At 57.2% G+C, this 20,671-nt stretch carries 16 protein-coding genes; 7 read left to right on the plus strand and 9 right to left on the minus strand.

Going from position 1 to position 20,671, the window contains the following annotated elements:
• Positions 1–53: 53 nt before the first annotated feature.
• On the minus strand, positions 54–2,501 hold the full coding sequence (locus RBB29_RS09875) for a tetratricopeptide repeat protein (protein ID WP_306114898.1): 2,448 nt from the start codon (positions 2,499–2,501) through the stop codon (positions 54–56).
• A 124-nt stretch (positions 2,502–2,625) separates the two neighbouring features.
• A complete protein-coding gene (locus tag RBB29_RS09880; RefSeq protein WP_306121139.1) occupies positions 2,626–3,318 on the minus strand; it encodes a sugar transferase in 693 nt (230 codons plus the stop codon).
• A 494-nt stretch (positions 3,319–3,812) separates the two neighbouring features.
• Between RBB29_RS09880 and RBB29_RS09885 the strand changes: the two genes are divergently transcribed.
• From RBB29_RS09885 to RBB29_RS09895, 3 genes are read left to right on the plus strand one after another with little or no spacing between them, the layout of a single operon-like run.
• Positions 3,813–4,985, plus strand: coding sequence for an ExeA family protein (locus RBB29_RS09885; RefSeq protein ID WP_306114900.1), 1,173 nt, complete (start codon positions 3,813–3,815; stop codon positions 4,983–4,985).
• The gene (locus RBB29_RS09890; protein WP_306114901.1) at positions 4,985–6,544 is read left to right on the plus strand and encodes a lipopolysaccharide biosynthesis protein; all 1,560 of its coding nucleotides are present in this window, start codon (positions 4,985–4,987) and stop codon (positions 6,542–6,544) included. Before RBB29_RS09885 ends, RBB29_RS09890 begins: the two co-directional genes overlap by 1 nt.
• Positions 6,545–6,559: 15 nt before the next feature.
• On the plus strand, positions 6,560–7,432 hold the full coding sequence (locus tag RBB29_RS09895; protein WP_306114902.1) for a CpsD/CapB family tyrosine-protein kinase: 873 nt from the start codon (positions 6,560–6,562) through the stop codon (positions 7,430–7,432).
• Positions 7,433–7,447: 15 nt separating this feature from the next.
• On the opposite strand, the gene RBB29_RS09900 is transcribed toward RBB29_RS09895, so the two are convergent.
• The 3 genes from RBB29_RS09900 to RBB29_RS09910 form a co-directional block, all read right to left on the minus strand.
• Positions 7,448–8,272: a glycosyltransferase family 32 protein gene (locus RBB29_RS09900; RefSeq protein ID WP_306114903.1), complete on the minus strand. Its 825-nt coding sequence runs from the start codon at positions 8,270–8,272 to the stop codon at positions 7,448–7,450.
• 87 nt (positions 8,273–8,359) lie between these two features.
• A complete protein-coding gene (locus RBB29_RS09905) occupies positions 8,360–9,922 on the minus strand; it encodes a hypothetical protein (protein WP_306121140.1) in 1,563 nt (520 codons plus the stop codon).
• Between the two features lie 165 nt (positions 9,923–10,087).
• Positions 10,088–11,023 (minus strand): DUF535 family protein, encoded by a 936-nt coding sequence (locus tag RBB29_RS09910; RefSeq protein ID WP_306114905.1) that lies wholly within the window; start codon positions 11,021–11,023, stop codon positions 10,088–10,090.
• Positions 11,024–11,354: 331 nt separating this feature from the next.
• On the opposite strand from RBB29_RS09910, the gene RBB29_RS09915 reads away from it, so the two are divergent.
• The 4 genes from RBB29_RS09915 (at position 11,355) to RBB29_RS09930 (ending at position 15,726) form a co-directional block, all read left to right on the plus strand.
• Positions 11,355–13,160, plus strand: a complete 1,806-nt coding sequence (locus tag RBB29_RS09915) for an ABC transporter ATP-binding protein (RefSeq protein ID WP_306114906.1) — start codon at positions 11,355–11,357, stop codon at positions 13,158–13,160.
• 24 nt (positions 13,161–13,184) lie between these two features.
• Positions 13,185–14,039, plus strand: a complete 855-nt coding sequence (locus RBB29_RS09920; protein WP_306121141.1) for a hypothetical protein — start codon at positions 13,185–13,187, stop codon at positions 14,037–14,039.
• A gap of 57 nt (positions 14,040–14,096) precedes the next feature.
• Complete coding sequence (locus RBB29_RS09925; protein ID WP_306114908.1) at positions 14,097–14,915, plus strand: sulfotransferase; 819 nt, start codon at positions 14,097–14,099, stop codon at positions 14,913–14,915.
• A gap of 169 nt (positions 14,916–15,084) precedes the next feature.
• Positions 15,085–15,726 (plus strand): bifunctional 2-polyprenyl-6-hydroxyphenol methylase/3-demethylubiquinol 3-O-methyltransferase UbiG, encoded by a 642-nt coding sequence (locus tag RBB29_RS09930; protein WP_306114909.1) that lies wholly within the window; start codon positions 15,085–15,087, stop codon positions 15,724–15,726.
• 51 nt (positions 15,727–15,777) lie between these two features.
• On the opposite strand, the gene RBB29_RS09935 is transcribed toward RBB29_RS09930, so the two are convergent.
• From RBB29_RS09935 to RBB29_RS09950, 4 genes are all read right to left on the minus strand, one after another.
• Entirely contained in the window at positions 15,778–16,611 is an 834-nt protein-coding gene (locus RBB29_RS09935; RefSeq protein ID WP_306114910.1) for a WecB/TagA/CpsF family glycosyltransferase, read from the minus strand.
• 3 nt (positions 16,612–16,614) lie between these two features.
• Positions 16,615–17,481: a hypothetical protein gene (locus RBB29_RS09940; protein WP_306114911.1), complete on the minus strand. Its 867-nt coding sequence runs from the start codon at positions 17,479–17,481 to the stop codon at positions 16,615–16,617.
• 20 nt (positions 17,482–17,501) lie between these two features.
• The gene (locus tag RBB29_RS09945) at positions 17,502–18,596 is read right to left on the minus strand and encodes a Gfo/Idh/MocA family protein (RefSeq protein ID WP_306114912.1); all 1,095 of its coding nucleotides are present in this window, start codon (positions 18,594–18,596) and stop codon (positions 17,502–17,504) included.
• 296 nt (positions 18,597–18,892) lie between these two features.
• On the minus strand, positions 18,893–20,458 hold the full coding sequence (locus RBB29_RS09950) for a hypothetical protein (protein WP_306114913.1): 1,566 nt from the start codon (positions 20,456–20,458) through the stop codon (positions 18,893–18,895).
• Positions 20,459–20,671: the final 213 nt, after the last annotated feature.

The following is a 20,671-nucleotide window of genomic DNA, read 5'->3' on the forward strand; positions in this document are numbered from 1 at the left end:
AGAAGGGCGCCCCGCTACCGGGACGCCCTCAATAATTGGTTAGACCCCTCGGGTTATTCGCTGGTCGCCGGGGCGCCCAACTCTTCAAGGATCTCACGCGCCTTGACCAGTTGCGGCAGGGGGTTTTCTCCGGCAATGTCGATCGCTTTCTGCAGCTGCCTTTTGGCATCCTCTTTGCGATCCAGGGCGACATATGTGCGCCCCAAATGATACTGCACCAACGGATCGTTCGGCAGGCCTTCCGCAGCGGGTTCAAGGTGTTTGACGGCCTCTTCGTAGTTTCCACGGCGATATTCGATCCAGCCGTAGGTGTCCTGCAACGCAGGAATTTCGATGCCGCGCAGGCGACGCGCGACCGCATAGGCCCGGTTCAGGCTTTCTTCGCTATCCATATGCGTGGCGATCAGGCTCGCCAGGTTGTTGGCGATGACGATGTTGTTGCTGTTGCGCTCATAAAGATCTTCGTAGATCGCAATCGCCCCGTCAAAATCCCGGTCACGTTCAAGGATTTCCGCCTTGAGGAAATACACGTCGGTTGCACCGGGGACCTGATCGGCGATTGCCACCTGCTCATCCACCAGCTTGCGCGCTTCATCTTCGCGGTCACTCGCCATGTAGATGCTGTAAAGGGTGCGCAGGACGCGGTCGTTTCCGGGGAAGTCGTTCAGGAGCGAAACATAAATCGCCTCCGCCTCGGCCCGTTCATCCTTCACCAGGTGCAGACCAGCTCGCAGGTTCCGTAGGTTTCCATCCTCCGGGCTTTCGGCAAGACGTGCCTCGACCAGGGTTACGGCCTCGTCGATATTTCCGGCCTGAACCTGGGTTTCGACGAGCGCGGCAAAGGCGGGCAGGCCATCTTCACCTTCCGAAAGCTGCCGGAGATATTCGACCGTTTCGTCGACACGATCCTGCTGGAGCATCATTTCCGCTTGCACCGCATTGGCGATGTTCTCAGACTCTTCGGTTTCGATCGAGCGCAGCTTCCAGATGATGCGCTGCACTTCGTTCCAATCCTTGTTCTGCAGTTGGATGGCGACCATGGCCTGCAGCAGTTCAAGGTTGTTTGGGTTCTTCAGCAAAGCCTCATCAAGAACGGCTTCGGCCGCCTCGGTCCGTTCAAGACCCGTCAGGTAATTCGCATAGCGCAGCGATTCCGCCGGCGCTTGTTCTGACAGTTCAACAGCAAGCGAATACCGCTCCCCGGCAAGCTCGCGATCGCCGGCCCGCTCATGCGCCGCGGCCATCAGGGTCATGATCTCGGCATCCCGGGGGGCCTGCGCCAGGGCGGTCCGCAGATCAATGATCGCGTCACCGGTCTGGTCTTCGTCGATGTACCAGGCCGCGCGCATTTTCAACGCGCCAACGTGGCTGCTGTCGCTTTCGATGATTTCTTCGATCCGCGCGCGGGCGCCCACGGGGTTACCAGTGGCCGTCTGCATCCGCGCCAAGAGAAGTTTGACATTATTGGTCACCTCATCCGGCTCTTCGACACCATCGACGAGCTTTTCAAGCTGGGCCATCGCCTCGTCCTGCTTGCCATCGTCAAAATCCATCGACGCCTGAACTGCAACAAACCGCATCGGGTTTTCGAGGGTTTCAACGAGCCGGTCCACTTCGGCACGTGCCGCTTCGGCGCCACCGGTCAGGCGGAGAAACTGAATAACGGCCATGTGGGCTTCGTCATCCGCATCGGGACGATTTGCCAATTCCCGAAGGAACGCCTCGGCACCGTCATTGTCGCCCTGATTGACATACCACCCCATCAGAAGCTGGCGGGCGGGTTCGTCCTCGGGGAAGGTTTCGACCATTGTGCGTAGCGTATCGCCCAGGGCTTCCATCTGGCCGGAATTGGCCTGAACACTGACCTTGGTCGAGTGCAGATCATAGTTCTGAGGCTGCTGCTCAAGGCCGACATCAAGCACGGGAATGACTTCTTCGTACCGTTCATTCCGGATCAGAAAATCGACAACGATACGGCGGGCGATGAAATTGTCCGGGTTTTTCTCAAGCGCCTGGAAAGCATCCATGGCGATCTTGTCGGCCTTGTCAAAATTTTCATCCGTGATGGCTTGGGCATATTGCAGCGCGGTGTTGACGACTTTGACGCGCGGGTCATCGGGGGCCAGTTCATAGGCCGCTTCGACATGACGTTTGGCTTCGTCCCAGTCACTTCCGGTGATTGCCATTTCGGCCAGTTCGGTCCGGGCTTCGATATTGTCGGGATACTGTTCGGCGACGCGGGTAAACTGCGTATAGGCGCGACCGCGATTTCCGTTCGCCAGATGCGCGCGCGCCGCGGCAAGGCGCGCTTCCTTATGTTGCGGGTTCAGCTTGAAGACGTTCCGGAACTCGACCAGAGCACGGGACACATCCCCCTCTTCCAACAATGCCATTCCGGTCTGGAAGTGTCTTTCCGCTCGTTCCTCCGAGCTTTCGCAGGCGGCAAGCGCCACGAAGGCCGTGAGAAGAAGAGCTGACGCAGGGGGGAAACGCAGACGCATGATGATTGACCCACTTTCATGTAATTCCGCCGGCACCGGCCGTTCGGTGCAGCTTCACCAAATTGATAGATAACGCCCGCGAACAAGCGCAAGCGTTATCAGTAACCAATGATTGTGGTGAAATTTAGCAACCGGTTCCGCGCAGTACAACACCAACAGTCGAAAGGACGATCGATGCATCCGTCGACAGGCTGACGTCTTCGTAGTAGCGGTTGTCGAATTTCGCGCGGGCGGCAAAGGTCGACTTGTTCCGGTCGGAGATCTGCCAGTAGCCGGTCACGCGAGGACGCAGCGCATAGTAAGCGCGGCCCGGGTAGAGGTCACGTTGTTCGGGCATCATCGGGCGCGGGCCCACGATGCTCATGTCGCCGATCAGGACATTCCAAAGCTGGGGCAGTTCGTCCAGCGACGTCTTGCGCAGCATTTGTCCGGTCGACGTGATCCGCGGATCCTCAGCAAGCTTTTGCTTTTCTTGCCATTCGGCGCGGGCACTTTTGTTTGTCTTGAGGTGGTTCTCGAGGCGCGCTTCGGCGTCATGAACCATCGTCCGCAGTTTCCACATGGTGAAGACGCGACCATTTTTGCCGATCCGCGACTGCTTGTAGAAGGGGTTGTGGCCATCCCGGGCAACCAACAGGGCCAGGAACAACACGACCGGCACCACGATGGGCGCGGAAATCAGGACAAGAGCGCAATCGAACAGGCGTTTGAACACATGTCTGTAGGCGCCTTTTTGCAGATTACTAAAGTCAGTTAATGGGGCGACTTTTTCAGCAAATGCAAATCTTGTTTCAAAATCATTGTCTTGGATGCTCATCGTACACAGCGTCCTTAATCATTACCACGGTTCATACTCACAGCCCGAAAAAACGGGCCACACAACTTCTGCTCTATCGACTTAGATTTTATTATAATCGACGACAAGATCGACGACATTTTTATTTAACTATTTTGTACCATTCGCAGAGCAACATTCAAAGGATATTCCGAGATTAACACATTTGTTACATGTTAAGATTGCATAATACAACCGTAACTTGTGCATTGTGCACAGTTTGTGACCAATCCGGGTTCTAAATCCTATTGTGTAAAAGTTTCGGCCATTTGGATTCAATATTAAGGCGGAATTTTGGCAATTTCGGCGAATCACCGCCTATTTTGATCTTGCCTGGCAGATCCGTCCCGAAACCACGATTTTTCCATTCAGCTGTCTTCTTTTGAACAAAGCGCCTTGATCTGGCTTGAAGCGGACGCAAGGATTCCGAGTCAGAACCGGAAAACGCGCCACCACATTGCAGTGAAGAGGTGGACATGAGCGGTAAGATTTTCAGGTTTGCGCCACCCGCCATGCCGCCGGAAGTGGTGAACATCTTCAAATCAGGAGATTCGGAGGGCGAGCAGCCATCATCTGCACCCGATCCCGAGGCCACCGGCGCGAACCCGCCGGACCCTGCAGCCTTCGCCAGCAGCCGGACACCGCGGCGCGACACGCACGAACCCGTAAAAAAAGAGGGAGATGCCGTTCATCAACCGGATAAGAAGCCCTATATGCGCAAAAGCCGTGCACTTTCGCCGCTGGTTAAATTAATGGAAGGTCCACGCAATTCGAGTTACACGAATCCCATGAACAGTACGATTGAAATTTATACTCAACATTTCGAGCTGAAAGAGCGACCATTTACGCTTTTGCCCGACCCGGATTTTCTGTTCTGGTCCCCTGCCCACCAGCGGGCCTTCACGATGTTGGAATACGGAACACTCACCGGCGCGCCGATCACTCTTATTACTGGTGAGGTTGGCGCCGGGAAAACGACGCTGCTGCATCATTTCCTCAAGAACCTGGATGAGAACTTCAAAGTGGGCATGGTGTCCAATGCCCATGGCTCACGCGGGGAGTTGTTGCGGTGGGTTCTGATGTCGCTGGACCAACCGGCGAGCGAGGCCGCCACTTATGTCGACCTCTTCGACCAGTTCCAAGAATACCTGATTTCGGAATACGCCGCCGGCAATCGCGTCATCCTGATTTTCGACGAGGCACAGAACCTGAGCCAGGAATCGCTTGAAGAGCTGCGGATGTTCACCAACATCAACGCCAATAAGGATGAGTTGCTGCAGCTTGTCCTCGTCGGCCAGCCCGAACTGCGCGAAATTGTCCAGCAACCCGAACTTCGCCAATTCGCGCAACGGGTTGCATCAAGTTTCCACTTGAACACTATGGATGAAAGCACAACTTTAGCCTACATTGGCCACAGACTGAAAAAGGCCGGTGCGCCGCGGAACCTGTTTACCGAAAGCGCCAGCAGACTGGTCCACAAGAACACCCACGGCGTGCCAAGACTTGTGAACCAACTATGTGACCTGTCCATGGTCTATGCATTTGCGAAGAACCAGAAAACCGTAACCTTGCTGACTGTTGAACAGGTTCTGGAAGATGGCGCCTTCTTCGGCGCCCCTGCACCGGAAAAGAACGACGAGACCGCGTAATGATGCTTGATTTTAAATTTTTCCTGTCGCTGTTCCTTCGACGCCTCCACTATTTCCTGGTGGTGGCGATCGCCGTTTCCGCCTTCGGGACGACCGTCGCCTATACCCTGCCCGCCGGATATGAGGCCAAAGCCAAGCTGCTGGTTGAATCACCGCAGATCCCCGGGGATCTTGCGTCCTCGACCGTACGGACCGGTGTTGCCGAGCTTCTGGAGATTATCGCGCAGCGGATCCTGACCCGCGCCAGTCTTCTGGATATCGCCCGTAAGTTCGACCTCTACAAAGATGACCGCAATATCAGCGCCGACGAAATTGTCGCGGACATGCGCAAACGCATCAAGATGACCCTGCCCGGCAGGCGGGATGCGGCTTCGTTCGTGCTGGTCTCCTACCTGGCAAAGACAGGCGAGACCTCAGCGCAGGTCACCAATGAGGTTGTCACGCTGATCCTGCAGGAAAACACCGCCATCAGAACCGCGGTCAGCGGTCAGACACTGGATTTCTTCAAGAACACGGTGAAGAAGCTGGACGAAGAACTGGCCGAGCAAGGCCAGAAAATCCTCGCTTTCAAGAGCCAGAACCAGGGGGCGCTGCCCGACAGCCTCGATTTTCGCCGGAACCGGCAGGCGTCCTTGCAGGAGCGCGTTCTCAACATGGAACGGGAACTGGCCAGTCTGCGGGACCGCCGCATGCGGCTGGTCGATCTCTATCAGCGCACCGGCGAGGTACAGATAACCGGTGACCAGCTTTCGCCCGAAGAACTCCGCCTTCAGGAGCTCAGTAACCAACTGGCCTCGGCCCTGGTACTGTATTCGGAAACCAACCCGCGGGTGAAAGCTCTGAAGGCGCAGGTCGATGCCGCACAGCAACAGGTCGCATCGTTGCAGAGTGGCTCGGGCGGCGAAGCGATGTCCGCCTACGAGGTTCAGCTTGCGGATCTCGATGGTCAGATGGAATTTCTCCTTGAGGAGAAGAAGACCGTAGAAGACGAGTTGGCCGAACTCGAATTGTCAATCGACCGGACACCTGCAAACGCGATCACACTGAGCTCGCTTCAGCGGGATTATGACAATATTCAGCTTCAGTACAATCAGGCGACGGCCGATTTCAACGCCGCCCGCACGGGCGATCAGATCGAGGCGCAGTCGCGCGGTCAGCGGATCACCGTGATCGAACAGGCCGTGGTACCGCTCAACCCAACCAGCCCGAAACGCAAGAAAATCGCCTCGGCTGGTATTGCCGGCGGCATCATGGCGGGTCTTGCGGTGGTCGTGCTGATCGAGCTTCTGAACAATTCCGTCCGGCGATCCGTTGACCTGACGAACCGGCTGGGGATCGCGCCCTTTGTGGCCGTGCCCTATATCCGAACACGCCGTCAGGCGAACCTGAGACGGTTTATCATTTTCCTGGCACTGGTGATTGTTGGTCTTGGCATACCTATCACCCTGTTCCTGCTGCACACATATTATCTGCCGATGGATCTGCTGATCGAAAAAGCCCTCGAGAAGACGGGCATTGCCGATCTGGTGAAGCAGTTCCGGCAGTCGTTTGGTAACTAGTTTGGAGAGGTAAAGATGGAACGTATTCAGTCCGCCCTCAACAAGGCCCGTAAGGCCCGGCAAGAGCAGCGCGAGAATCAGAACCGAGAGGCCGCCGCGCCTGCGTCCGAAAGCACGCAGGACGCGCCGCTTGAGACCTATGTGATCCCCAAGGACATGTCTGTCGCCAGCCGCGAAGAGGTCTGGAAAAGAATCCCGGCGTTCCACCCCAAGGAAAAACAACTGGCCAGCAGCCGGATCGTGGCCTATCGCTCAAGCCACGATTCTGTCCCTTATGACGTGATGCGGACGAAACTTCTGCATCAGATGCGGGCCAATAAATGGTCACGGGTGGCGATCGTGTCCCCGTCGCAGGGCGCGGGCAAGACACTGACCTGTGTCAATCTTGCGTTCAGCCTCGCGCGACAGACCAATTTCTTTGCTGCCCTGATCGAGCTCGACATGCGCAGGCCCGCACTTGCCAAGGCGCTCAAGATCAACGACGATTGCCAGTTTTCGCGCGTCCTGTCCGGCGAGGACCCGGCGGAAATGCACCTGCGCCGTTACGGCAAGAACCTGTTTTTCGGCTGCAACAAGAACACGGTGCGCAACCCTGCCGAACTCCTGCAGGGGGCAAATGCCGGCAAGGTCGTCGACGAAATCGAAGCCCAGTTTCAGCCCGACATCATGGTGTTCGACACGCCCCCGGTTTTTGCGGGCGATGACACGCTGGCATTCCTCGATCAGGTCGATTGCGTTCTTCTGGTCGCCGAGGCCGAGAAATCGACCATCGAAGAGATCGACAAATGCGAGCAGGAACTGGCCGCGCGCACAAACGTGCTTGGCGTCGTTCTCAACAAGTGCCGCTATCTCAGCAAACACGAAGAATACGGCAAGGAATATAGCTGACGCTACCGGCGCTGGCTATTTTATAAGCCGCTTCAACGCTTTAAGTGCAGATTTAACCGGTCCACCGGTCGGCTTGCCATGCGCCCAATGGGTCACGCCGGCGCTTTCGAGGTCGTCGAGATACCCGTCATACTTGGTCAGCATGACAGTTTTGCCATCCGATTCCACGCGGCGGGGCTGATCGCCGTTCGGGGCGCATTTTTCGATGATCCGATAGGCCACAGACCCCACCTCATGCGGGCCAAGCTCATGGGGGTCATGTGCATCCCGGCCGATCGCAAGGTTCACCGCAATGCCAAGCGCGCCGGGCCCCGCCATCATGTAGCCTTCGAATTTCCGGGTGTTCAGGATGGTTTCGGTCGCATACGCGATCGCCTTTTCAAGGATCGGATGGCCCGGGCTGCTGCAGATAAAGGCGTTGAAAACCGCATGGGGCACGGTCCCGGTGTTCGGCACGACAAAGCTGTCGTCCGGGCGCAGGACGGACTTGAGGCTGGATTGGCAGACCGTATCAATATCAGCGTAGACCCCGCCATGTTCGAACAGCACGCAGTATCGCCAAAGATCGGCCCGGTGCGCCCCGCGCGGCATCTTGTGGTAGGCGGCCAGCACGTCCGAATCGAACCGGTCGGACAGAAGCGCGATCTGATCGTCGTCATCATAGAAGCGGTATTCGCATTCGGGATTGTGATCGCGCCAGCTTTGCGCCGCCTCATAGGTGCGATCCGGCAGTTCCGTGGACAGGAAGGTCTGATGAATAATGGCCGGAATGCTGCCAGCAACGCAGGTCGCGGACCCGTTTGCCTCCCGGGCGGGAATTCGTTTTTCGATCTGCCGCAAACCAAATACTCCAATCGCTGGATGTCTAATGCAATGGATCGTGTCGAAAGGAAAGCCATTCCGGTCGGTACCGCTTGAACGGACTGTTTACTCGGCCGCGCCAATATTCATCTTGAGCTTCCGGTGCCGTTCGCGCTCATGCAGGACATAGCGGACCTGTTGGCCATCCGGCATTTCGTACAGGTTTTTGAGCGTCTGCGTTTTCTTGCGGAACTGGCGTTCGACTTCGACAAGACCGCCGCTGTCGTCATAGCGCATCTGGTCGGTCCAGGTCGCGGTCCAGAAAATCACCGGGTCGTAGAAGGATTTGCGGAACGTCGCATCATAGTTGACCGACGCGATTCGCATGTTCTGACCACCTGCATCCGGTTCATAGGTGCGTTCCTGGTGGCCGGGAAAGCCGATCGAGATGATCGCGGGCGCACTGTCGTGAAAGCCGTTGGAGGCGAAAACGCCGATATCGACGCGGTTTGAAAGACGGTCGGTCGTCGGCACCACTTTCCAGGTGTCATGCCAATCGACGCTGATTTCGGCCTTGGCGCCTTTGTCACCGATGGGCGAAATTCGCACCCGCTCGGGGTCACCACGCAAGACGACCCAGGTGAACGTCAATTCATGCCCGTTGGGATCGGCGGTTTTGCCCGCGGAGACCACCATTCGCTTGGTGAAATCCAGACCGCGCCAGACCCGGGCGACGGCGGAGGGGGTATCAAAGAGAATTTCGGAAAGCTCGGCCAAGCCGGCGGCGGTGCGGAAATCTTCGTCTTCAACCTCGATATAGACCATCGGCGGGATCTGATCCGGCTGCAGCGAGGCGGCGAGCGAGACCATCCGCTCGGGCGCAAGTTGTTTCTTGGAGAAAACCGGCGGGTGGGCAAAGCCGGTCAGGTACGCCTCGCGCGAATAAACGGCCTTGAGGCTGCGGCGCAGGATCATCTGCAAGGTCGGTGCGATCAGGTTCTTGTCTTGCAGAACTTTCTGGGTGTCGGGGCGCATCGCAGCAAGCGACAGGAGCATCGCCCGGATAAACGGTTTGTCGGAATAGGACGACCCCTGGGTGATGACCATGTAGGGCCAGCTTGCCGGAAAGACATCCTGACGGTCGTAATCACGATGTTCCGGATAGATATAAAGGTGGTTGGTCACATAGGTCAGAAACGCCCGCATCGGTCCCGCGGGCGTCGTCATCGCCAATCGCGGTTGGCTGCGTTTGCGCTGACCGCTGGTGATGGCGGTGGACGAATTCCCGATCACGATGGCGGGCAGGATGATCTTCCCCGCAAGACCGTAGTCAAGGTTAAGCTCCTGCAGCTCACGACCAAAGACAAGCTTCGAGACCCGCGGAAAGGACCCCACTTTCGGCAGGGAATGCCCACGATCATGGTTGTCGTAGACGACGTTGTCGAACCCCGCCGCAAGACCCCGGTTATAGAGCTGCCGCAGCAGGGTCGCTTCGGGCGAGGTGTCGGTCAGATCAAGGATCGGCAGATTGGGAGAGGCTTTGGGGATCTCGAAATTCGGCGCGGTCCACGCCACCTGGCCGAAAGGGACCAGGTCTTCGCGGGTCACGACACCGGGATCGGCCTGCAACGCGGCAGCGGATGTAACAAGGGCAAGCGAGGTCGCAATCAAACGTCGCGGGGAAAACATTTTCAAACTCTTCATGGGCTAAATGTTCACCAAAAACATCAGGTTTGGCCAGTAAAATTTGTGTTGTCCAGGAGGTGACGTCTGCTTAAGTCACGGTTCCGCCTGTCTCCAGCACAAGTGCCGCGTTGGATACCAAAGAACCACCCGAGGACACCGGGAGCTTGGTTACAGCTCTCTGAATTTAATCGGTTTCAGATTTGGGAACGCTTCCGCCATCTGCGGTTCCAAAGCGTCGAGAAAAGCAAATCTCTTGCGGTAAAGCGATCGCTTCTTGGGCTTGATTTCCTCCAGCGTTTTCCGCACCGGGTGCGGCGGAAACTTGTAGAGGTTGTCGTCCCCCAGAACGCCCCCTCTTTCCTGCCACGGGATATCGTAATCCTGCGGGAAATCACCGGTCTGGTTGAAAAACGGATGGCGGCGGTGGCGTTCCTTGTCGCTGACCGCATAGGCGTGTTTCACGTCGAGGATACGGCACAGGATGCCGAAACACTCCATCAGGAAGTCGCGCGGCCTGAGCCCGTGCAGCGCCTTGGTCAGATCGCGGTACACATCCAGGATCCCGTCCACGTTGCGGCCCTGACACCCCCCGATCAAAGCGGCGCGACCTCCATCGGGCGCCTCGAAGAGCGAAAAGGTCAGTGCAAAGATCAGCGTCTCATCCTTGAAGAGGCTGATCGTGAGGCCACCTTCGCGCATGAGCCATAGCGGCTGATGCAGGATGACACGCAGGCCGGGATATTGCTCGTCCAGGCTGGCCAGGACCAGTTTTTCATCGAGATCAAACCGCACCGGACCGCCGATCTTGTCGATTTCCGCGTAATGGGCCTCAAATCGGTCCAGCCGTTTGGCAGCATCCCAGGTAGCGCATTGATACGGCCAGATGAGCAGGCCCAGCATCTGCTTGCGCCCGTCCAGCGCGTTGCGCAGCGAAGAACCGGCCGGTGCGTTCCGCATCCGCATCAACGCCTCACGATGGCGGATACCGGCGGCAAACATCCGGGATTTCAGCCAGAGCATCTTGGGCGACCGGCCCTTGAATGCGGCGGCGATCCCCTCTCGCAGAAGCGGCATATAGCTGGTCGTTGATGTTTGCGATGTCACGGCACTCAACTCTTTCTCTCACCAGCGCGGTTTCAAAATCCATAACAAATAGAGGTTCTTGCCCGGGCAGGAGACCTGGGTTGAACATGAGGCTGTAGAATATAATAGAACACGCCAGTCAAGTCGCATCGCGGAAACAGGCTGTCCCCGATACGCCGCCGCCCGGCCTTTACCAAGTGCCGCAACGCCCTTGGCAAAACGGCCATATAGTGTGAAAAGGCTCGGGAATGTGTGCCGTTGGTCCCCTTGGAACACCACCATAGTGCCAAGGATTTGCCCCATCGCCGCCTTTCGGACACTGCATGTACCGTCCTGAGTTTGGGAATCGCGAATGATTGATGTTTTCAAGAAACTGATGGCACTGTTCGAGGAGCGCGAACGCAGGCGTTTCTACGTCTTGATCTGCCTGATGGTTTTTGTTGCCTTTGCCGAAGTGTCCGGCATCTCGACGTTCCTGATCCTGCTGCGTGTCCTGTCGGATCCTGCCACGATTTTCGACAACCAGTATCTCAACTGGGTTTATGAGGGGCTTGGGTTTTCCGAGATCTTCTATTTCCAGATCTTCATGGCCAGCATGGTCCTGCTGATCCTTATGGTCAGCCTCGTGATCAAGGCGGGTGGCAATTACGCGATCATACGGTTTTCGACCATGCGCGGCTTTACCTTGTCGAGCCGTCTGCTACAGGCCTACCTGCATCAGCCCTATACCTGGTTTCTGGAGCGCAACAGCGCAGACGTGTCGAAAAGCGTTCTGGCTGAGGTGCAAAACCTCATCAATCAGATCGTCATTCCCGGTAGCCGTCTTCTGTCGAACATCATCCTGGCAGCAACCATCATCGCGTTTCTCCTCTTTGTCGATCCGAGCGTTGCCATCGTGTCGGCACTTTTGCTGGGGGGAGCCTATGCGGCAATCTACATCAAGCTGCGGGTCAAACTTCTTGTCCTCGGTGAAGAGATCCTTGCCGCGAACCAAGAGCGATTCCGCCTGACCCAAGAAGCAACCGGTGGGTTCAAGGAGGTCAAACTGCTGGGGCTCGAGGACAGCTATGTCTCGGGCTTTCGGAAGCCTGCGAAACGTCTGGCCCGCAGTGTGGCGTTGGCACAGGTCATCAATCAACTGCCCCGCTATGCGCTCGAGGCGCTGACCTTCGCGGTGCTTTTGTCCGTCATTCTGTTCATGATCTTCCGCAACAACGGTGACATTACCGCGGCGATCCCGATCCTTGGCGTCTTTGCCATTTCGGTGATGCGGCTGCTGCCGGCATTGCAGCAGGTCTATGCCGCGATTTCGCAGATACGCAACGCCAAGCCGGTGCTGGACCATATCCACGAAGATTATGCCGATGCGATGAAACACAAGGCGGACGAGCCGACCAATGCCGACGGTACGGACAAGCTGCCCCTGGAACGTGAGATCGTGCTGCGCGACATCGCGTTCGGCTATGCCAAGAGCCACAAACGCGCCATCAACAACCTCAGCCTGACCCTTCCTGCCTTTACAACAATGGGCATTGTCGGCGGCACCGGGTCCGGCAAAACAACGGTCGCCGACCTGATCCTCGGGCTTCTGAAGCCCGACAGCGGCGACATTCAGGTGGATGGCGTGACGCTGGACCGTGACAACATGCATGCCTGGCGGCGGTCGCTGGGATATGTCCCGCAGAGCATCTATCTGACCGATGCAACGATCGCCCAGAACATCGCCTTTGGTGTCCCCAAGGACGCCATCGACATGGCTGCGGTCGAACGCGCGGCCAAAACCGCCGTGCTGCATGATTTCGTGATGAAAGAGTTGCCGGAGCAGTACGACACCATCGTTGGTGAGCGCGGCGTTCGGCTGTCCGGTGGGCAGCGGCAGCGGATCGGGATTGCGCGGGCGATGTATCACGATCCGTCCCTGTTGATCCTCGACGAGGCAACCGCGGCCCTCGACAACCTGACTGAAAGCGCCGTGATGGAAGCGGTTCAGAACATCCGCAACGACAAGACCATCATCATGATCGCCCACCGCCTGAGCACGGTGCGGAAATGCGATCAGATTTTCCTGCTGGAAGAGGGGCGCCTTGCCTCGTCCGGCACGTTTGACGAGCTTGTCGCCAATAGCGACACGTTCCGTCGTATGGCTGCAAATGAGTAACGCGGCCTTTTCGGATATCCCGGCATGAGTGCGGCAAATTCCCCGGAACGCCGCCGGTTCGCTGCGCTGCGCCGGATCGCCCGGCCGTTCAAGCCCGGCCTGATAAAACTTGGCTGTGGCTTGACGGAGCGGTGGATATCGGCTGGACGGTCCTACGATATCCTCGTGCTTTTCGGGATGCGGCGGTCGGGCAATCACCTGGCGATCAACTGGATCCTTGGTCAGGTGCCGGGAAGCGCCGTCTTTTACAACAACATCCGCCAGAAGGGTCACCCGTTCGACGTCGGTAGCCGGGAGTTCCGCGTAAGGTTCCCAAACACCCGCCCCCGGATCATCCTGAGCTATGAGGACCTGACCGCATCCGAGATCAAGGAAGGGCCGTTGCCCGAATTCCTGGCCGATCGGGCGGCACGGCATGATGTCCGTATCCTGTCCGGGGTCATCCTCCGTGATCCTTACAACCTATTCGCGAGCCGCCTGAAAAAGTGGCCGGAACGATTTGCGACCGATACCGATATCCGTCGTCAGCAGGAATTATACAATAGTCACGCAGCTTTGGCCGAAAAACCGGAGCCCGTATTCGGCGAGGAACCGGTCGTTCCCATCCTCTACAACCCACTTGTCGCTGATCCCGCTTACCGGGAAAAATTATCGCGCAAGTTGTATATTCGTTCTGGTAGTGATGGATTAGATGAAGTACCGTTATACGGGCATGGCAGCTCTTTCGATGGTTACCAGACACAGGTTGCCGATGTCAGGGCCGGCGTTTTTGACCGCTGGCGAAGCAGTAGCAATGATCCGACGTTCCGCACGGTGGTTGCTGACAAGCACGTTCAGAAGACGGCCCTGACACTCTTTGACATGGGGTCGCCGGACTGACCGACGCCTTCGCTTGTCGCTCTCCGGACCGGGGGTCGGTCACGGCGGAGGACGCGAATGTCAGCACTGCCCAATACGATCCTGGTCGGCGCCGCAAAGGCAGGCACCACCAGCCTTTGCCGCGATCTTGAGAAACACCCCGACATCTACATGTACCCAACGAAGGAAACCCATTTCTTTTCGTTCAACTACACGATGGGCATTGACCATTACCGGTCCCTGTTCCGTCCGACGGGTCAGAAAATCGTCATGGAAGCGTCGCCCGAGTACAGTGTGCGGGGCAAGACGCAACTCACCGTGGAACGAATGCTTCGGCATATTCCGGATGCCCGCGTGATCTATATGACCCGGAGCCCCTTGAAGCGGCTGGAATCGGAATACGTGCAGGAGCTGGCCAATGGCCGCAGGCCCCTGAGCTTTGAGCAGGCGGTGTTCGACTGGAACCTTCTGGACGGGAGCCTTTACGAGAAGAACTACCGGATTTTCGCGGAGGCGTTTTCACCGGAGAATGTTCATGTGATCTTTTTCGAGGATTACCTGAACAACAAGGCCAAGACGCTCTCGGCGCTCCTGAGGTTTCTGGGCGTTGCAGATGACCCATCGGTTTATGCCAACCGTAAGCCCGTCAACACCCGAAGCGAGCAGATCGTGGATCCGCCACTGATGAAAAAGCTGCGCGGTGTGCGCAGTTTCCAACGGCTCAAGCCCCTTGTGCCGGACGGCATCAAACTGATGCTGAAAAAGCAGATCAGCCAAGAGGTCAAGGCCGATATCGTCTGGAACGACGCGCTCCTCAAAAGAGTGATGCCCAAAATTCGTGATGATGCCGAAACCTTCTTGAAGCGCCATGAAAAACCAATGGCGCTGTGGTTCTGATCCGGCCGTCGGGCACATGTGGGAGTGGTGTTTGCGGAACACGCCAATGCGAAAAATGACGGGCTTTTGCGCCAAAATCTGCCAATGACTTTCCGATAACCTATTCTTGCCACAAAAAGCGGTGCATCAAGGCTTGGCAGCTTATTTGAAACAGTGAGGATTTTACCGGATGTCGGACCCCTATTATGGCCTGGTCAGGAAAGAGATCTTCTCGTTTGTACCCGCCGATACGAAAAAACTGCTGGATATCGGTGGCGGCTATGGGGGCACCAGTTCCGAGATCAAGCGAATCGGGCGCGCGGAGTATGTCGTGCTGACCGATCTAGTTGCCGACAATCACGACCCGGATATCGACAACGCCTTTGCCGGGAACCTCGATGATCCGGCCTTTCTGCAGCAGATCATCGATGAGGAGGGGCCGTTTGACACGGTGCTTTGCCTCGACGTGCTCGAACACCTTCGTGAACCCTGGGATGTGGTCGCCGCCTTGCACAAGGGGCTGTCACCGGGTGGTGTGATCGTAGCGAGCATCCCGAACATGCGCCATATCAACCTGGTGGGTCCGCTGGTGTTGAAGGGTAAGTTCGAACTCCGCGACCGCGGAATCCGCGACCGGACGCATCTGCGCTGGTTCACCCGCGAAAGCGCCATTGGCCTGATGGAGTGCTCGGGCCTGAAAGCGGAAAAAGTGGTCGGCAAACGATCAGTCGCCCGTTGGCACAAATGGACGAACCTCTTTACCTTCGGGATCTTCCGGGCGTTTTTCGAAAAGCAATACCTGATCGTGGCGCGCAATACCGACGCGAAGTGACCCTGCTGGCGCGCCCTTCACGCCATGTGGCGCGAAGGGCCCATGCCGTCGTTACTTCTTGGCAAAGGGATCGCGGTAAAGGCCAAATCGCTGCAACAGAATTTTCCACAGGAACGGCGGCTCGTGCACGATGTACCGGTGCCACCGCTGCTTGGGTTCCTTGAGCAGACGATAGAGCCATTCAAACCCGGCCTCGGTGATCCACGCGGGCGGGCGTTTGAACGTCCCGGCCTCATAGTCGATGGTTCCGCCGAGGGGCAGGAACAGTTTCACATTGGGCAGGCGGTCGCGGTGGTTGATGATGAACTTCTCCTGCCGTCCGCCACCGAGACCCACCAACAGGACCGTGGCCCCCGAAGCGTTGATGAGGTCGATCATGTGTTCGATCTCGTCGGGCTTCTGGTCATAATCAAAGCTCGGCGCATAGGTGCCGCAGATGAATTCGCGCCCGACCTTAGCGTTGATCTTTTCCGCTGCGATTTCCGCAATGCCGGGTTTGCCGCCACACATGAACACCGTCACATCCGGGTTGTCCTTGTGGTGCATGTAGAATTTCGGGAAGTAATCCGAGCCTGACACACGCTCCTTGACCGGCGTGCCCATGAATTTCGTGGCGAAATACATGATCTGACTGTCGCAGGTGATGAGGTCGAATTTCTTGAAGATCTCGTAGAATTCCGGGTCCTGTTGCAGCTTCATGATCATGTCGACATGCAGCGTCAGCATCAGCCCTTCGTTGAAATCGCGCACGACCTCATCCATCGTCACATCGTGAACGAACGCATTAAGAAGCGGCACCTTCTTGTAACCCACTTCGCGCGGCGAAGCGTCATCCCCCGACACGATCATGCTGTCATCTTGCGCGGCGATAAAACCACCCTCCATACTCTATTCCTTCCACATATACTGATTAACAAGGTCACGTGTATTGCGAATATTTCCGGCGCTCGACGCGCCGAAGACAATCGATTCGACATTCGGAAGTTCGGAAATCCATGAAATCGCCTCTTCGGCGGAAATCGCGCCCGAGGCATAAACCGACATGGCAATCGCCCGGACACGGCCGCTTTCAAGTGTTTTGACGTATGAATCAAGGCCACCGCACATCCGGAACCCGAGCTTGTTGATGTTCGAACAGACGATAGGTTTCTCGATGCCAAGCTCCTCGAGCGTATCCACCAGAAGCGGCATGTTCATCGTGATGAACGCAGGCTCGGCGTCGTATTTTTCCTTGATGTGGTCATGGAACACGCGGAACGCGCCGGTGAACCCCATGCCCAGAAGCAGATCGGTAAAGACGTTCTGCATGAAGATCACGGGCGTCTTGAGTCCCTTGAACATCTTCATCTCGGCGTCGATCAGCACCTTGGCGATGCCATCCACATCCTTCGTGGCCAGCGCCTTGCCGCCGGTCAGCGCAGTCTTGAAAAACCCATCCTCGGGCATGAAATGCGAAATCGCGCCCAACATCCCGTAGTCGGTTACCGCGTTGGCATATTTATGGGCGTAGGGCATGCAGGGATAGAAGGTGAAATCCGGGTAGCGGTCCGGGTTCGCGCGGACAACATCGGCCACCTCGGCGATACGATCGTGCGTCGTGCACATGAAGGTCTTGATGCCTTCGTCATAGGCCGTGTCCAGCACGTCCATGATGGCGCTGGTCTCCTGAAAGCGCATGGCCTGGGCGCGCGCTTTCTCCTCGGACATATGGTTGATGCCGAAAAACTGGTTATCGCCGAAAAGCAAACGGTCCATCGTGGTCTCTTTTCCCATTGTCACGACCGCCCGAACCAGCCGCGTTTGCGCGCCGGTTCTGTTGCTGTTGCCTGCGGTTTGGCGGGGGTGATGCCCGCACTGTCATCAAGGATCATGGCAAGCGACCGGTCGGTCATCGCGGCAGAGCGGAAATCGTTCTGACCCGCCGCCTTACGCCCGTCACGCACGGCTTGGATGAAATCGTCCATCTGGTTCGAATATTCCTCACCGCGCAGATAGAACCACGGGTCCTCGGTCAGCTCGGTCGTGTATTTGACGGTCCAGCCCTTCTTGTAGTCGGGCAGGGCGGCAACCGGTTCGCGCAGGTAGACCTGGCATTCCTGCCGGTCCACATTCACGCGGCCATTGGTGCCGATCATGCTGATCTTGGTAGTCATCTTGCGGTGCGATTCGTCACTCCAGTTGACCGAAAGCTGCGCCGTGGGGCCATCGGGGAACTGAAGCGTGCTGAACACCTCGTCGTCGATCCCTTCGGAGAAAACTGAGTTCAGAACCGAGCCGCTCACGCGCGAGGGCGCGCCGAACATCCAGTTCAGCAGGTTCAGCGGATGCGCGGCGTAGTCGTAAAGGCACCCGCCGCCTTCGGTCTTTTGCGTGCGCCATGTCTGACGCTTCGCGCGCAGGACGACGGGGCCATAGGCCTCGGCCAGAACATGGGTGATCCGGCCCAGCGCACCGGCATCGACGATCTCTTTCATCTTGCCGAATGCGCCGACATAGCGGTTGTGATAGCCGACCTGGTTGATGAGGCCCTTGCTTTCGGCCAATGCGGCCAGATCTTCGGCATCCGCCGGGTCCAGGCAGAAGGGCTTTTCGCAGAACACATGGATACCCTTGTCGAGCGCAGCCCGCACCATCGGCGCGTGCAGGCGCGATGGCGTGGCGATCACCACCGCATCCAAGGGCTGCGTCTCCAGCATCTCGTCATATTTCTTGTAGATCTTCGCAGGGATGTTCTTGCTCAGGACATCGACCATGAAGCCAGTTGCGTCGCAGGCATAGGTTTCCGTGTCAGGATGTGCGTTGACCAGCGCGAAATGGGACAGGCCCATTTTTCCAAGGCCGACAACGGCAATTTTTACTGTTTTGCTCATAACCGCTCGTGAGGTTTATTCGTTGGGGGCTAGTTGCCGTGTTTTTGTGTCTATAATTTGACGCAGGCGGCGCGTAGCGGTGAAAAACTCGGCTCTTTTCTCAGGATTCAGTAACTTCGCGTTCTTTAAGCGAAAAAACCGCGAGACAGAAGTCAGGAAAAACACCATCTGCGCGAATCCGGGCCTATTGCTTTCAATTTGGGCAAGAACCCACTGAATTGTGTGACCGGCGAGGGGATTTTACCCAAGGTTTCGTATCTTTCCGAGGTTTAGGCAACGGGCCATGGCGCGCGGCCTCAACCTTCGCGGGGTCGCCGTTGATGCAGTGGTCTGTCGGCCCTTCCGCGGGCCGGTTGCGCCGTGGCCACGTCCGGTGCGTCTTTTCGCGCCGCCACGGGCGACGGGGCGCGTTCCTTGCGCATCTGGGCAGCCTTGCGGATATTGGTTTCCTTCACCATCGCTTCAGCGGTTTGATATCGGCCCATGAGCGCACCGGCAAAGAGCCAGACCACCGGTGACGTCGTCGCATTGGGGATCAGATCGATCATGGCCGCGGCCATCACCATCGCCACACCCGCCGTGGCCGGCGTGACCTGCAATCGTCGTCGATTGACCGCCAACAGGATCGTCGCAATCCCCATCAATCCGAATTGTGCGATGTATCCCAACCAGCCATAGACGCCGACAACGATCACCCAATAGCCATCGGTCGCGGCAACATCGCTGCCCTTGTCGTTGAAGACCCGGTTCCGGCCCCAGGTTCCCCATCCGGCCAACGGCTTCCGGTTGGCATGCGCCAAAAGTTCATCCTCGTTATCAAACCGAAACAGCAGCGATTCCGCACGTTTAGGATCAATATTGGCAACGGCACTATGGATCGACTGTGTTGGGACAAGGTCGGATCCACGCAATACCGGGTAAAGGAGGATGACCACCGAAACACATGCCGCCAGGAAAAGCTGCATGCCCGGCCCAAAGAGGAACATCAGTGGCAGCAGAAGAATGGCAATGATCAACGCGCCAAGCGAGCTGCACATGAACAGGACCACGAAGAGATAGATCGACGCGAGGAACCACTTGGCCGCGTCGGAGGATTTGAGTTTCTCCCGCCAAAGCGCCATTGCGCCAAGAGAGGACATGGCAAAGAGAATGGCGAGCCAGAGCCCGTGATTTAGGAACACGAGCGGACGATAGGCATCGCCTCGAACACTCTGCCTGAACTCATGGGTGACAAACCCGTAGATCTGTCGGTTGAGCCTCGGGCTCATGCGCATTTCCCATAAGGCAAGCAGCGAGTAGCACAAACAAGCGATCACAAAGACCTTGAGCAAAACAACGTGAGATTCAGGCGTTGCAAGATATCGGCGGGCCAGGAGAAATGGCGTTATCATGATCAGAAGCGCCATATCGACCGACAGGATGTCGTAAGGCCTCATGCCAGAAAGGATACGGGTCCCCCGCACCAGCGGTTCGCTGTTCCCCATGGTCGTGATGATGGTGGAGCCAAACAACACCGCAATCAACGACCAGAAGAGAATGTGCCCTCGCCGCGCGACAAACGGCGCAGGCTGTTTCTTGGCCGTCATTTGCTGTAATCTAGAGACCGCCGCCATACTGCCGATGGGCCGCCGCAGAGCTGCACGCGCCATGACAATGCACATCGCCGCGGCCGATACGTTGACCACAAGCTCCTTATCATAGGGCGGGACCAGAGGCAGATCGAACCCGACGAACTGCGGGACCAGCAGGTAGCCGAAGATGATCGAATAACATAACGCCTCTGTAAGCTGGAACCGCTTGAAGAGGTAAAACACCACCAGCGGCCAGCCAAAAAGAACAAGATCTGCGAGTTGCGTCGCCATACCAGGAACAGTAACTTATTTTCGTTGCTGTAGTATCTATTTTGTCATGGGCAAGAAACCACTAAGCGGGATCTGGCGGGCAAAAAGACCCAATTGCAACATCCTTTCCCAACAATCCGGGCGGCATCGCGGCAATTGTTTCCATACCCGCCGGGATGGTGAATAAAGCGGTTGGCATGGTCCCGGGATTGCCGCATGAAGACGCAAACCCCT

The sequence above is a fragment of the Roseovarius sp. MMSF_3359 genome (genome assembly GCF_030733385.1).
GTDB lineage: Bacteria > Pseudomonadota > Alphaproteobacteria > Rhodobacterales > Rhodobacteraceae > Roseovarius.

What these genes read in the sequence shown, in the direction of transcription:
- RBB29_RS09890 (WP_306114901.1), top strand. Translation starts at nt 4,985, where the DNA reads ATGATGCTTGATTTTAAATTTTTCCTGTCGCTGTTCCTTCGACGCCTC.
- RBB29_RS09885 (WP_306114900.1), top strand. Translation starts at nt 3,813, where the DNA reads ATGAGCGGTAAGATTTTCAGGTTTGCGCCACCCGCCATGCCGCCGGAA.
- RBB29_RS09880 (WP_306121139.1), bottom strand. Translation starts at nt 3,318, where the DNA reads ATGAGCATCCAAGACAATGATTTTGAAACAAGATTTGCATTTGCTGAA.
- RBB29_RS09915 (WP_306114906.1), top strand. Translation starts at nt 11,355, where the DNA reads ATGATTGATGTTTTCAAGAAACTGATGGCACTGTTCGAGGAGCGCGAA.
- RBB29_RS09945 (WP_306114912.1), bottom strand. Translation starts at nt 18,596, where the DNA reads ATGAGCAAAACAGTAAAAATTGCCGTTGTCGGCCTTGGAAAAATGGGC.
- RBB29_RS09940 (WP_306114911.1), bottom strand. Translation starts at nt 17,481, where the DNA reads ATGGACCGTTTGCTTTTCGGCGATAACCAGTTTTTCGGCATCAACCAT.
- RBB29_RS09925 (WP_306114908.1), top strand. Translation starts at nt 14,097, where the DNA reads ATGTCAGCACTGCCCAATACGATCCTGGTCGGCGCCGCAAAGGCAGGC.
- RBB29_RS09905 (WP_306121140.1), bottom strand. Translation starts at nt 9,922, where the DNA reads ATGTTTTCCCCGCGACGTTTGATTGCGACCTCGCTTGCCCTTGTTACA.
- RBB29_RS09950 (WP_306114913.1), bottom strand. Translation starts at nt 20,458, where the DNA reads ATGGCGACGCAACTCGCAGATCTTGTTCTTTTTGGCTGGCCGCTGGTG.
- RBB29_RS09875 (WP_306114898.1), bottom strand. Translation starts at nt 2,501, where the DNA reads ATGCGTCTGCGTTTCCCCCCTGCGTCAGCTCTTCTTCTCACGGCCTTC.
- RBB29_RS09895 (WP_306114902.1), top strand. Translation starts at nt 6,560, where the DNA reads ATGGAACGTATTCAGTCCGCCCTCAACAAGGCCCGTAAGGCCCGGCAA.
- RBB29_RS09930 (WP_306114909.1), top strand. Translation starts at nt 15,085, where the DNA reads ATGTCGGACCCCTATTATGGCCTGGTCAGGAAAGAGATCTTCTCGTTT.
- RBB29_RS09935 (WP_306114910.1), bottom strand. Translation starts at nt 16,611, where the DNA reads ATGGAGGGTGGTTTTATCGCCGCGCAAGATGACAGCATGATCGTGTCG.
- RBB29_RS09920 (WP_306121141.1), top strand. Translation starts at nt 13,185, where the DNA reads ATGAGTGCGGCAAATTCCCCGGAACGCCGCCGGTTCGCTGCGCTGCGC.